This window comes from Tabrizicola flagellatus, from assembly GCF_046295235.1.
GTDB lineage: Bacteria > Pseudomonadota > Alphaproteobacteria > Rhodobacterales > Rhodobacteraceae > Tabrizicola > Tabrizicola flagellata_A.
In genome coordinates, this window is sequence record NZ_JBKBLV010000011.1 from 1 (window position 1) to 12369 (window position 12369).

General features: G+C 69.3%; 10 protein-coding genes. 5 read left to right on the top strand and 5 right to left on the bottom strand.

The features are described from left to right. On the bottom strand, positions 1-121 hold a 121-nt coding region (locus tag ACK4IU_RS06345; protein WP_409732969.1), incomplete at its 3' end, for a GTP-binding protein. 165 nt (positions 122-286) lie between these two features. Here ACK4IU_RS06345 and ACK4IU_RS06350 point away from each other — a divergent pair. The 3 genes from ACK4IU_RS06350 to ACK4IU_RS06360 all read left to right on the top strand — a co-directional run bounded on the left by ACK4IU_RS06350 (position 287) and on the right by ACK4IU_RS06360 (position 3315). Beyond that, entirely contained in the window at positions 287-1645 is a 1359-nt protein-coding gene (locus ACK4IU_RS06350; protein ID WP_409732783.1) for a cytochrome P450, read from the top strand. Positions 1646-1803: 158 nt separating this feature from the next. After that, complete coding sequence (locus ACK4IU_RS06355) at positions 1804-2652, top strand: hypothetical protein (protein WP_409732785.1); 849 nt, start codon at positions 1804-1806, stop codon at positions 2650-2652. A gap of 3 nt (positions 2653-2655) precedes the next feature. Then, positions 2656-3315 (top strand): Fe2+-dependent dioxygenase, encoded by a 660-nt coding sequence (locus ACK4IU_RS06360; protein WP_409732787.1) that lies wholly within the window; start codon positions 2656-2658, stop codon positions 3313-3315. 3 nt (positions 3316-3318) lie between these two features. Here the strand turns inward: ACK4IU_RS06360 and parC are convergent, their stop codons facing one another. Next, on the bottom strand, positions 3319-5634 hold the full coding sequence (gene parC, locus ACK4IU_RS06365; RefSeq protein WP_409732789.1) for a DNA topoisomerase IV subunit A: 2316 nt from the start codon (positions 5632-5634) through the stop codon (positions 3319-3321). 141 nt (positions 5635-5775) lie between these two features. Between parC and ACK4IU_RS06370 the strand changes: the two genes are divergently transcribed. Then, the gene (locus ACK4IU_RS06370; RefSeq protein WP_409732791.1) at positions 5776-6414 is read left to right on the top strand and encodes an SH3 domain-containing protein; all 639 of its coding nucleotides are present in this window, start codon (positions 5776-5778) and stop codon (positions 6412-6414) included. Between the two features lie 26 nt (positions 6415-6440). Beyond that, positions 6441-7271: an SDR family oxidoreductase gene (locus ACK4IU_RS06375; RefSeq protein ID WP_409732793.1), complete on the top strand. Its 831-nt coding sequence runs from the start codon at positions 6441-6443 to the stop codon at positions 7269-7271. Here ACK4IU_RS06375 and ACK4IU_RS06380 read toward each other — a convergent pair. The 3 genes from ACK4IU_RS06380 to ACK4IU_RS06390 form a co-directional block, all read right to left on the bottom strand. Continuing rightward, positions 7268-7957: a tellurite resistance TerB family protein gene (locus tag ACK4IU_RS06380; RefSeq protein ID WP_409732795.1), complete on the bottom strand. Its 690-nt coding sequence runs from the start codon at positions 7955-7957 to the stop codon at positions 7268-7270. The genes ACK4IU_RS06375 and ACK4IU_RS06380 overlap by 4 nt on opposite strands. Positions 7958-8042: 85 nt before the next feature. Beyond that, entirely contained in the window at positions 8043-11621 is a 3579-nt protein-coding gene (locus ACK4IU_RS06385; protein ID WP_409732797.1) for a hydantoinase B/oxoprolinase family protein, read from the bottom strand. Between the two features lie 64 nt (positions 11622-11685). Beyond that, positions 11686-12363, bottom strand: a complete 678-nt coding sequence (locus ACK4IU_RS06390) for an arylesterase (RefSeq protein WP_409732799.1) — start codon at positions 12361-12363, stop codon at positions 11686-11688. Between the last annotated feature and the right edge of the window lie 6 nt (positions 12364-12369).

Consider the following 12369-nt stretch of genomic DNA (forward strand, 5'->3'; position numbering starts at 1 on the left):
CGCGGAATTCGCCGAAATACTTCGTGATCGCCGCCGTCAGCGTCGTCTTGCCGTGGTCAACGTGACCGATGGTCCCGATGTTCACATGCGGTTTCGTCCGTTCAAACTTTGCCTTCGCCATCGCGTTGTCCGCCCTTGTCCAGATCGGGCCCGCGGGGAGCCCGAGATTACACGCGCGGCGACTTAGCCCGCGCGTGCGGGAAATTCAAGCCTGATCGGCCCGACAGTCTGGCCTGCGTCAGTGCCGCGCTTTGCCGAAAGGCCGCTCTGTCCTATCTTCCCCCACATGCTCGACGCCCCGCCCGCCCTTCCCGCCCGCGTTCCCCTCCACACCGAGCCGATGGGGGTCTGGGCCAGCTTCCGCGCGGCGCAGCGCAACGTGCTGGAACTGATCCCCGAGATCGCGACCCGTGTGCCGATCCTGTCGGGCCGCACCGGCAAGCGCTGGCACATGCTGATGGACCCCGACGGGCTGAAACAGGTGCTGCGCGACCGGGTGGACGACTATCCGAAATCGGTGGTGACGAAGCTGATCCTTGAACCCGCGATCGGCGACAGCCTGTTCGTCGCGGAAGGCGCGCAGTGGATGTGGCAGCGCCGGACGGCCGCGCCGGTGTTCTCCCACCGCAACGTCTCGGCCCTTGGCCCGGTGATGACGGCGGCGGCGGAACGCTCGGTCGCGCGGCTCGACCGCGCCGTGGGCAGGGCGGCGGACCTCTTCGACGAGATGGTGACTGCGACCTTCGAGGTGATCGCGGATGTCACCTTCTCGGACGGGTCGGGCTTCGACCGGGGCGCGGTGCATGCCGCCATTGAGCAGTACATCGCCGACACCGCGAAGGTCTCGCTTCTCGACGTCCTCGGCGCGCCGCCCTGGGTGCCCCGCCCGAACCGCCTGTTCACCGGCAGCGCGATGCGTGACACCAAGCGCCTGGCCGACCGGGCGATCGAGGCCCGGAAGGCCGAGGGCGGGAAGACGCCTCCTGACCTCCTCGACCTGTTGATGGCCGGGTCCGACCCGGAAAGCGGGCGACGGATGACGACGTCGGAACTGCGCGACAACCTTCTCACCTTCATCGTCGCAGGGCACGAGACGACGGCGCTGACCCTGGCCTGGGCGCTTTATCTCTGCGCCTTCGACCAGGACGCGCAGACCGCCGCCCGGGCCGAGGCGCAGGCGGCCCTGGGCGACCGGGCGGCGACGGTGGCCGACCTCGCGTCCCTGCCCCTGACCCGCCGGATCGTGGACGAGGCCTTGCGGATGTATCCCCCCGCCGCCTTCCTGTCGCGCACCGCGATGGCCGCCGATACCCTCTGCGGCCGCGAGGTCCGCCCCGGCGACACGGTGATCCTGCCGATTTACGCGCTGCACCGGCACCGGCTCTTGTGGGAGGACCCCGACGCCTTCCGCCCCGACCGTTTCGCCGACCCCAAGGCGATCCCGCGCTTTCAGTACCTGCCCTTCGGCGACGGCCCCCGCATCTGCATCGGCGCGTCGTTCGCGCTGCAAGAGGCGGTGATCGTGCTGGCGACACTCCTCGCCCGCTTCCGCTTCACCCCCATCCCGGGGAAGGAACCGAAGCCGGTCATGATCCTGACCCTGCGCCCGCAGGGCGGCGTCTGGTTGAAGGTAGAGCGGGCCTGAAGCCCAAGGTCCCAGCGCATCCCGACGCGCGGTTGCCCTGTCATCTGCGGCCTGGCCCGATTGGACCATATTTCCGATTATTTTAATCAACATTATTGACTCCCCGAGGCGGGTGGCACTATTCCCGAGTTTATCAGTCATCTTTCAGGAGTATTTCCATGACCTTCCCTCCCTCGACGCCTCGCCCGACGCGGCCCCGGCCCGTCGCGCCCCGGCTCTGGACGGGTATCGCCGCCGGCAGCGCCATCGCCCTTGCGACGGCTCCGGCTCTTGCACAGGGGCTTGTTGCACCGCCAGCGACGCCGGAGAAGGCATCGCAAGGCATGGTCTGGCTGGCCCAGGCCGAAGGCGGAGAAGGGGGCGAGGCCGGTGCGATCGCCGGGGCCGACGCGAACGTGGCCTATCTGGCGCAGCTGGCGATCGTGGAAGGCCACCTGGTCGCGGCCCTGGACCTCTACCGCAAGGGCATGGTGGACGAGGCGGTCGGCCTGTCCTGGCATCCCGAGGCCGAGATGATGGAGGAGGTTCGCGCCAATCTCGCCGCGCGGGGCGTGCCGGACGTGACCCCGGCGATGGCGGCCTTCTCGGCTGCGATGGAAGCGAAGGCTCCGCTCGCCGAGGTCGAAACCGCCCTGGCGGCGGTCCAGACCGCATTCGCGACAGCGGCGGCCGCCGGACCCGACGACTTGCGCGCCCGGGCCGATGCGCTTGCGCTGCTGGTCCGCGCCGCCGCGCATGAGTATGACGAAAGCATCGAGAACACGAGGGTCACGGATCCCTACGCCTATCACGAAGCCGCAGCCTTCGTTATGCTCGCTCGCCGGCAGGCCGAAGCCCTGGCGACTGATCCGGCTGCTGCGGCGCAGGCGAGCAAGGCTCTGGCCGCCCTGCAGGACGCAGGCGAAGCCTTCGGCGACCTGTCCGCCCCGACGCTCGAGGCCCGGGATCCGGCAATCCTGCTCGCCGTAGCCGCCGGGGTGGAACTGGCCCTTTCCTCGGTGCGATAGGCCATGATGCTGGTGATCCAGGGGCTGATCCCGCCGGCCGAGGCGGCAGTCTTGCGCGAGGCGGCGCGCGAGCTTGACTTTGCCGACGGAAAGGCCACGGCCGGCCGCTTTGCGCGCGAGGTCAAGGCCAATGATCAGGCCGCCCCCTCGCCCGAGCGGGAGGCGATCCTTGCCCGGGTCGAGCGGGCCCTGCGGGAGAACGGCCTGTTCCGCTCGGCGGCCCGGCCGCGCGCGATCAGTCCGCTGATCCTGTCGCGCTACCGCGAGGGCCAGACCTACGGGCTGCACGTCGATGATGCGGTGATGGGGGGGCTGCGGACCGACCTTTCCTTCACGTTTTTCCTGTGCGATCCGGCAAGCTACGATGGCGGGGCCCTCGTCATCGAGGACACGCTGGAGACGCGCGCGATCAGGCCAGGTGCCGGCGATCTGATCCTCTATCCCTCGACCACGCTGCACCGGGTCGAGCCGGTGACGCGGGGCGAACGTTTGGCGGTGGTGGGCTGGGTGCAAAGCCAGATCCGCCGGGCTGACCAGCGCGAGATCCTGTTCGACCTGGATCAGGCGGTCGAGGCCGCCCATTCCCGGGAGGGCAAGAGCGCGCAGTTCGACCGGCTGGCCAAGACCCGGGCCAATCTCATCCGGATGTGGGCAGAGACCTGAGCCTCAGGTGAACCGGTTGTCGCGCGGGAAGCCGCGCGGCGCCATCTTGCCGGCGCTGGCGCGGGCGCCGGTCCATTCCAGAAGGTCGGTCTCGGTTCGCGTCCGCCCGGCGGGGTCCTTCCACGACAGACCGTCGGCCTTGTTGAAGGTGATCGCATCCGACAGCCCGCCGTCCTTGTACTTCTGCAACCGCACGCCCTTGCCCTTGGCCATCTCCGGCAGTTCGGCCAGCGGGAAGACCAGCATCTTCCGGTTGTCGCCCACGACCGCGACCATGTCGCCGCTGACCAAGGTGCAGACCGCCGTCTTCACCCCGTCCCGCACCGTCAGCACGGCCTTTCCGGCCTTGGTCTGCGCCAAGAGTTCCTCGGACGGCACGATGAACCCGTCGCCCGCCGACGAGGCCAGCAGATACTTCTGCCCCGCCCGCCAGACCAGAAGATCGGTGATCCCGGTGTCGTTCGGCAGGTCCACCATCAGACGCACGGGTTCGCCCATACCCCGCCCGCCGGGCAGGTTCGCGCCGAGAAGCGTGTAGAACCGCCCGTTCTCGGCCACCAGCAGGATCTTGTCCGTCGTCTCGGCATGGAAGGCAAAGCGCGGGCCGTCGCCGTCCTTGAACTTCTGTTCCGCCGCCAGATCGACATGGCCCTTCATCGCCCGGATCCAACCCATCTTCGAGCAGATGACCGTGATGGGTTCCCGGTCGATCATCGCCTCGTAGGGGATCTCCTCGACCTCGGTCGCGTCGGCGAACTGGGTCCGCCGCGCGCCCAGCGCGGTGTGCTTGCCATAAAGCTTGCGAACCTCGTCCAGCTCTTTCCCGATCCGCTTCCACTGGCGGCGCTCGCTGTCCAGAAGGTCGGCCAGATCGGCGCGTTCCTTCATCAGCGCGTCGCGCTCGGCGTTCAGCTCCATCTCTTCCAGCCGCCGCAGGCTGCGCAACCGCATGTTCAGGATCGCCTCGGCCTGCACCTCGGTCAGCTGGCCCTCGCCCCCCCTGGCCGGAGATCTGTAGTCCTTCTCCGACGTCGCCCGGATGTGCGATTTCGACCAGTCCTCGGCCATCAAGGCGGCCTTGGGGTCGTCATCATATCGGATGATGTCAATCACGCGGTCGAGGTTCAGGAAGGCGATCAGGAGACCCTCCAGCACCTCGAGCCGCGCGTCGATCTTCTCGATGCGGTGCTGGCTGCGCCGCCGCAGCACGTCGCGCCGGTGGTCGAGGAACGCCCGCAGCACCTCTTTCAGCGAACAGACCTTGGGCACCTTTCCGTCGATCAGCACGTTCATGTTCAGGCTGAAGCGTACTTCCAGGTCCGAGTTGCGGAACAGGCTTCCCATCAGCACCTCGGGGTCCACGTTTCGGGCGCGGGGCTCCAGGATCAGCCGGATATCCTCGGCGGATTCGTCCCGGACATCGGCCAGAAGGGGAACCTTCTTGATCTGGATAAGCTCGGCCAGCTTCTCGATCAGCTTCGACTTCTGCACCTGGAACGGGATTTCCGTCACCACGATCTGCCAGGTGCCGCGGCCCAGATCCTCGACCTGCCACTTGGCGCGGGTACGGAAGGCGCCGCGGCCGGTCTTGTAGGCTTCCAGGATGCTGTCACGCGGTTCCACGATCACCCCGCCGGTCGGGAAGTCCGGGCCGGGGATCAGCGCGACCAGCGCCTCGTCCGACAGGTTCGGGTCTTCCAGCAAGGCCTGGCAGCCGTCGATCAGCTCATCCAGGTTGTGCGGCGGGATGTTCGTGGCCATCCCCACCGCGATGCCCGACGAGCCGTTGGCCAGCAGGTTCGGGAAGGCCGCCGGCAGCACCACGGGCTCTTCCAGGCGGCCATCGTAGTTCGGGCGGAAATCGACGGCGGTCTCGTCGATGCCTTCCATCAGCGCCTCGGCGGCGGCGGTCACGCGGGCCTCGGTGTAGCGGCTGGCCGCCGGGTTGTCGCCGTCGATGTTGCCGAAGTTGCCCTGCCCGTCGACCAGCGGGTAGCGCATGTTGAAATCCTGCGCGAGCCGCGCCATCGCGTCGTAGATCGCGGCGTCGCCGTGCGGGTGGAAGTCCCCCATCGTGTCGCCGCTGATCTTCGCCGATTTCAGGAACCCCCCCGTGGGCGTCAGCCGCAAGCGCCGCATCGCCCACAGGATTCGCCGGTGGACCGGCTTCAATCCGTCGCGCGCATCGGGCAGCGCGCGGTGCATGATGGTCGACAGCGCATAGGTCAGATACCTCTCCCCGATCGCGCGGGACAGGGGTTCCGAGGTGGTCAGGTCGTCCCGCCCCTCGATCTTGGGCTCGTCGTCATCACTCGTCATGGATGTTGTGTAGGGAAATCCGGCCGCCCGGTCCAGATGGCAATGACAGGGCAGGGAACCGAAGTCGATCGTCGCGCATTTTTCCTGCACGCCCCTCAGATGCCTGTGGTATGAGAGGCGAAACCGGGAAACGGATTCCAGATGCTGCGCCTGACGTTGATTTTGTGTGCGGGGCTTTATGCGGCCCTTATGATTGCCGGTGAAGACCGGGGCCAGTTGCGCCCGGGGCTTGCCGATGCGGCGGCCCGGCTTGCGGCCGCCGGCGGGGATACCTTGGCCGAATCGGCGGCGCCGACCCGACCTGAAGAGGCGGTGACCGTGGTCTCGGCCGCTCCAGTGACGAAACCCGGCACGCCCGCACCCTCGGCGTCCGCGCCGTCGCCGACCGTGGCCAGCGCCGCAGCCGAGCCGGTCGCGCCGCAACCCGCCGTCGCGCCGCAACCCTATGTCGAGCCGGTCCGCCAGCTGGTGACGCGCGTGGAAGAGCCGGTGTTCTCGCTGGCCTCGCTTGGCACCGAACCCGTCCCCGGCGAAGCAGCGGCCGAGCCCGTGCCCGAAGTCGCCGAGGGCGGCGAGGGCACCATCTGGTACGTCGTCGCCAATTCGGTGAACGTCCGCGCCGAACCCTCGACCGATGCGGAAGTGCTGGGCAAGCTCGGCTCGGGCGAGGCGGCGCTTCTGGTGCAGGCGGTCAACAAGGACTGGGCGCGCATCGTCATCCAGGGCGACGGGGTGGAAGGCTTCGTCGCGATGCGCTACCTCAGCCCCGAGGCTCCGTAGGCGGGCCGTCCCGCGCAGGAGCCCAGATGCCACAGCGTTCCGTCCTGATCACCGGCTGTTCGTCGGGCATCGGCCTTGATGCCGCCCGCACCCTCAAAGCCCGCGGCTGGCGCGTGTTCGCGACCTGCCGGCAGCAGGCCGACTGCGACCGCCTGACCGCCGAGGGGCTGGAAAGCTTCCGCCTCGACCTCGCCGACGAGGACAGCATCGCCGCCGCCGTGGCCGAGGTCGTCGCGCGCACGGGCGGCAGGCTGGACGCGCTTTACAACAACGGTGCCTTCGCCTGCCCCGGCGCGGTCGAGGACATCCCCCGCGGCGCCCTGCGCGAGATCTTCGAGACCAACCTCTTCGGCACCCACGACCTGACCCGCCGGGTGATCCCGCTTATGCGCGCGCAAGGGCACGGCCGGATCGTCAACTGCTCTTCCGTCCTGGGCCTTGTCGGGGCCACCTGGCGCGGGGCCTATGTCTCGACCAAGTTCGCGCTGGAGGGGCTGTCGGATGTCCTGCGGCTGGAAATGCGCGGCACCGGGATCGAGGTGATCCTGATCGAACCCGGCCCCATCGCGACGAAGATCCGCGAAAACGCCGTGCCGCATTTCGAACGCTGGATCGACTGGGAACAGTCCGCCCGGCGCGACCAGTATGCCGCGCTGCGCGGTCGGCTCTATGACAAGAAGACGAATAAGGACGCCTTCGAGCTTGGCCCCGACGCGGTGACGGCCAAGCTTATCCACGCGCTGGAACATCGCCGCCCCAGGGCGCGCTACTACGTCACCACGCCGACCTACATCGCCGGTTTCCTGCGGCGGATCCTGCCGACCCGCCTCCTGGACCGCGCCATCGCGAAGGGTTAAAGCCGCGCCGCCTCGGCATGCAGGCGCTCGACCAAGCCGGCGTCCAGCTTCAGCGCACCGGCAAGCTCGGCGAGATAGGCCCTCTCTGCCTCGGTATCCGGGTCCACCGCCAGCAGCGAGACCGCGTAAAGCTGCACCGCTTCGGCCTCGGAGTTCGCCAGCGCCGCAATCCGCGCGGCATCGAGCGGCGCGTCCAGTTCGGCCGCGATCAGCGCCGCGGCCTCGTCGCCAAGGCCAAGGTTGCCCAGCTGCCCGTCGATCCGCGCGCGCTCATCCGGTGTGACATGTCCATCGGCCTTGGCCGCCGAGACCATCGCCTGCAACAGGTGCGTCGCCAACTCGTCCGCCGCCGCCGGATCCGAGGGCAGGAACTCGGTGCCCTCGGGGCTCGGCAGCGCCGCCGTCCCACCGCCCGAGCGCCCGGCCTTCCAGTCCTCGTAGGCCTTGTAGGCCAGCCCGCCGATCGCCGCCATGCCGCCGATCTTCAGCGAGGTGCCCAGCATCCGCCGCCCGCCGCTGGTCAGGATCAACCCCAGAAGCCCGCCTGCGATAGCGCCCTTGCCAAGGGCCGACTGGTTATTCCAGGTCTCTTTTGCCTTGTCGGTCAGACCCTTGGCCCCTTGGCTTCCGGTCAGCTGGTTCAGCCCGCCCATCAGGTCGTCCAGCAGGGATTTCGCGTTCAGCATCGGGGCCTCCTCGGGATGTCGCACCCAATATGGGAAGCCGACTGCAACAGGGCAATGACGGCCCGCGATCCCGGCCAACCGCCGCCTATGCCTTGCCCCAGCCTCCGCCGCCCGGGGTGCGCATCTCGAACAGCGCACCCGCCGGCAGGTCGCGCTCGTCATTGCCCTCCAGCCGCTCGATCCGCCCGTCCGGCCAATGCACCAGGTTCTCGCCCACCGCGCCTGCGCCCCCGCCCCCCGCGCCGAAGGGCGCGACCTTCCGGCTGCCGCAGAGCGTCGTGACCGTCACCGGCTCCAGGAACCGCAGACGCCGCACCGCGCCGTTGCCGCCCGGCCAGCGCCCTGCCCCGCCCGAGCCTTGCCGGATCCCGAACGCCTCCAGCCGGACGGGGAAGCGTTTCTCAAGCACCTCCGGGTCGGTCATCCGGGTGTTGGTCATGTGGCTTTGCACCGCGTCACAGCCGGCAAAGCCCGGCCCCGCCCCGGTGCCCCCGGCGATGGTCTCGTAGTTCTGGAAGCGGGCGTTGCCCCAGATGAAGTTGTTCATCGTCCCCTGCGACGCCGCCACGACCCCCAGCGCGCCGTAAAGCGCGTTGCAGGCCGACTGGCTGATCTCGGTATTCCCAGCGATCACCGCCGCCGGCGGGCGCGGGTTCAACAGCGTCCCTTCCGGCACCACGATCTGCAGCGGCTTCAGGCAACCCTCGTTCAGAGGGATGGGCTTGCCGACCAGCGTGCGGAAGACGTAAAGGACGACCGCCCGCGTCACCGCCTGCGGGGCGTTGTAGTTGCCCGGATGCTGCGCGCTGGTGCCGGTGAAATCGATTTTCGCCGATCGCGTGGCCCGGTCCACCGTCGCCCGCACCGCGATCTCGGCGCCGATGTCGAGGGGCAGGCGGAAGGCCCCGTCCGACAGCCGGTCGATCACCGCACGCACGCATTCCTCGGCATTCCGCTGCACATGGCCCATGTAGGCCGCCACCACGTCGGCGTCATGCTGTGCCACCACGCGCATCAGTTCCCGCCGCCCGGTCTCGTTCGCCGCGACCTGCGCCTTGAGGTCCGCCATGTTCTGATCCGGCGACCGGCAGGGCCAGCGGCCCGAGCCCAGAAGCGCCCGCGTCTCGTCCTCGGCCAGCCTGCCCTCCCGCACCAGGTGGAAGAGGTCGATGACCACCCCCTCCTCCTCGATCGTGCGGCTGTCCGGCGGGCCCGAGCCCGGCGTCCGCCCGCCGATGTCGGCATGATGCCCGCGCGAGCCCAGCCAGAAGGCCGGCCGCCCGTCCACGAAGACCGGCGTGATGACGGTCACATCCGGCAGATGCGTACCGCCGTTCCAGGGCGAGTTCAGCATCCATGCATCGCCCTCCCGCGCCGTGGCGCCGACCGCCGCGATGACGATCTTGACCGCATGGCTCATCGACCCGAGATGCACCGGCACATGCGGGGCATTGGCCACGAGATCCCCGGCCGCGTCGAAGATCGCGCAGGAAAAGTCCAGCCTTTCCTTGATGTTGACCGACCAGGCCGTATTGGCCAGCGTCGCGCCCATCTGGTCGGCGACCGACATGAAGAGGTTGTTGAACAGTTCCAGCCGCACCGGATCCACCGCCGTGCCCACCGCCGCCTCCCGCGTCACCTCGGCCACCCGGCGCAGGATCAGGTTGGCGCCTGCGTCCACCGTCGCCTCCCATCCCGGCTCGACGATCACCGTCCCCGTCGCCTCGGCGATCACCGCCGGCCCCGCGATCCGCGTCGCCGTCCCGCAGTCCTCGCGGCGGTAGAGCGGCACCTCCTGCCAGCGCCCTCCGGCCCAGAGGCGCAGTTGCCCAGCCGGCTGGCCCGCGCCCGGACCGGGCGCCAGCTCCGGCAGGTCCGCCCCGCCGCCTTCCGCCTCGGCCGCCAGCATCTCGAACCACAGCGCCCGCTCGGGAGAGGTGAACCCGAACCGCGCGCGATGCGCCGCGGCGAAGGCCTCGGCCATGGCCTCCGCCTCGCCGAAGGGCACCGCCAGCGACTGGTGCTGCCCCTCGTAGCGCAGATGCGCCGTCAGCGTCAGTCGCGGCCCCGCCACGCCCTGGGCGACCAGCGCCGCGGTCGCCTCCTCCGCCAACGCCGCCATCCTGTCGCGGGCCGTGTCCACCGCCGACAGGGGCGCATCGAACTGCGCCTCTCGCAAGCTTCGCAGCTCGGCCAGGCCCATGCCGAAGGCCGACAGAACCCCGGCCTGGGGATGAATGAAAACTGTTTTCATGCCAAGCGCGTCCGCAACCCCGCAGGCATGCTGCCCACCCGCGCCGCCAAAGCATTGCAGGGCATAGCCTGTCACGTCATGCCCGCGCTGGACGCTGATCTTCTTGATCGCATTGGCCATGTTGTCGATGGCGATGCGCAGGAAGCCCTCCGCGATCGCCTCGGGCCGCTCGCTCTGGCCGGTCGCCTGAGCCACCTCCTCGGCCAGGGTCGCGAAGGCACGCCGCACCGCCTCGGCGTCCAGCGGCTGGTCGCCCGAGGGGCCGAAGACCGCCGGGAAATGCGCGGGCGAGATGCGGCCCAGCATCACGTTGCAATCGGTGATCGTCAGCGGCCCGCCCCGGCGATATGACACCGGGCCGGGATTGGCACCGGCGCTTTCCGGGCCGACCTGGAACCGCCCGTCGCGGAAGGAACAGATCGACCCGCCCCCCGCCGCAACAGTGTGGATGTCCATCATCGGCGCACGCATACGGACGCCCGCGACCTCGGTTTCGAACGACCGTTCGTATTGCCCGGCATAATGGCTGACATCGGTCGAGGTGCCGCCCATGTCGAAGCCGATCAGCCGGTCGAACCCCGCCGCCTCGGCCGTGCGCACCATGCCGACGATACCGCCCGCCGGGCCGGACAGGATCGCGTCCTTGCCCTGAAAGCGCCCGGCCTCGGTCAGCCCGCCGTTCGACTGCATGAACAGAAGCCGCCCCGTCGCCCGGCCCATGTCCAGCGCGCCCTCGACCTGCGCCACATAGCGCCGCAGGATCGGCGAGAGATAGGCATCGACCACGGTCGTATCGCCCCGCGCCACCAGCTTTGCAAGGCGAGAGACCTGATGCGAAAGGGAAATCTGGGCGAACCCGGCCTCGCGCGCCATCCGGCCGATCTCGGCCTCGTGCGCCGGATTGACATGGGCATGCATCAGCGCAACCGCCACCGCGCCGATGCCCGCCCCGCGCACCCTTGCCAGGGCATCGGCTACCGCCGTCAGGTTAAGCGGGCGGATCTCGCAGCCTTCGGCATCCAGCCGGCCCGGGATCTCGAATACCTGTTCGTAAAGCAGATCCGGGCGGCGGATGTTCAGGTCGAACAGCGAAGGCCGCGCCTGCGTCCCGATGCGCAGAAGATCGCCGAACCCCTCGGTGATCAGCAGCGCCACCCGTTTGCCCTTCCGCTCCAGGAGGGCATTCGTGGCGACCGTGGTGCCCATCTTGACCGCCGAGATTGCCCCGTCCGGGATCGGCTCGCCCTTGCGCAGTCCCAGACAGTCGCGAATCCCCTGCACGGCGGCATCGGCATAGCGTTCGGGGTTCTCTGACAGAAGTTTCGCCGTCACCAGCCGCCGGTCCGGCGCGCGGCCCACCACATCGGTGAAGGTGCCGCCCCGGTCGATCCAGAATTCCCAAGCGCCCATCAGCCCAGCCCCCCTGCCCCTTCTTCGTGGCCCGGGGCGGGGCGGGATGCAAGGGGCGGCCGGCTTACTCCTTCACGCGCGCCAGCAGCTCTTCGACCTTCGGGCCCAGCCCCTCGACGACCAGCCGCACGCCCTCCGGGTTCGGGTGCAGCCCGTCCGCCTGCATGAAGGCGGCCAGCGAGGCCGGATCGGCCGGGTCCGCCCCCGCCGCGCGCAGGCCGGCGAAGAAATCGTCGGCCAGCACCGCCCCGTATTGTGCGGCCAGATCGCCATACATCGCGTCAAAGGCGGCCTTGTACTCCGGCCCGAAGTTCCCCGGCGCCTTCATCGCCACCAGCAGCACCGGCAGGTTGCGCGCCGCAGCCTGCTTCAGGATGCCGTCCAGGTTCTGCCGCGAGGCGGCCGGGTCGATCCCGCGCAACAGGTCGTTGCCGCCCAGCGTGACGATCAGCGCATCGGCCTCGGGCCCCAGCGCCCAGCCGATCCGCGCCAGCCCCCCGGCCGTCGTGTCGCCCGAAACGCCCGCATTCTGTACGACCACGTCATGTCCGCGCGCCTTCAGCCAGGCCTCAAGCTGCGGCACCAGACCCTGCGAGGCGTCCGCCAGCCCGTAACCCGCCGTCAGGCTGTCGCCCAGCGCCACCACCGTCACCGGCTCGGCCGCGGCCACTCCTGCCAGCAGGAACGTGACTGCCAGACCATTGCGCAGCCGGGCAAGCGCGCCATATCCCTTTGCAACCATTGCCCG

Bases quoted from the DNA above. Each gene is read 5' to 3' on its own strand.
- ACK4IU_RS06350 (WP_409732783.1), top strand. From the start codon at position 287: ATGCTCGACGCCCCGCCCGCCCTTCCCGCCCGCGTTCCCCTCCACACC.
- ACK4IU_RS06355 (WP_409732785.1), top strand. From the start codon at position 1,804: ATGACCTTCCCTCCCTCGACGCCTCGCCCGACGCGGCCCCGGCCCGTC.
- ACK4IU_RS06360 (WP_409732787.1), top strand. From the start codon at position 2,656: ATGATGCTGGTGATCCAGGGGCTGATCCCGCCGGCCGAGGCGGCAGTC.
- parC (WP_409732789.1), bottom strand. From the start codon at position 5,634: ATGACGAGTGATGACGACGAGCCCAAGATCGAGGGGCGGGACGACCTG.
- ACK4IU_RS06370 (WP_409732791.1), top strand. From the start codon at position 5,776: ATGCTGCGCCTGACGTTGATTTTGTGTGCGGGGCTTTATGCGGCCCTT.
- ACK4IU_RS06375 (WP_409732793.1), top strand. From the start codon at position 6,441: ATGCCACAGCGTTCCGTCCTGATCACCGGCTGTTCGTCGGGCATCGGC.
- ACK4IU_RS06380 (WP_409732795.1), bottom strand. From the start codon at position 7,957: ATGCTGAACGCGAAATCCCTGCTGGACGACCTGATGGGCGGGCTGAAC.
- ACK4IU_RS06385 (WP_409732797.1), bottom strand. From the start codon at position 11,621: ATGGGCGCTTGGGAATTCTGGATCGACCGGGGCGGCACCTTCACCGAT.
- ACK4IU_RS06390 (WP_409732799.1), bottom strand. From the start codon at position 12,363: ATGGTTGCAAAGGGATATGGCGCGCTTGCCCGGCTGCGCAATGGTCTG.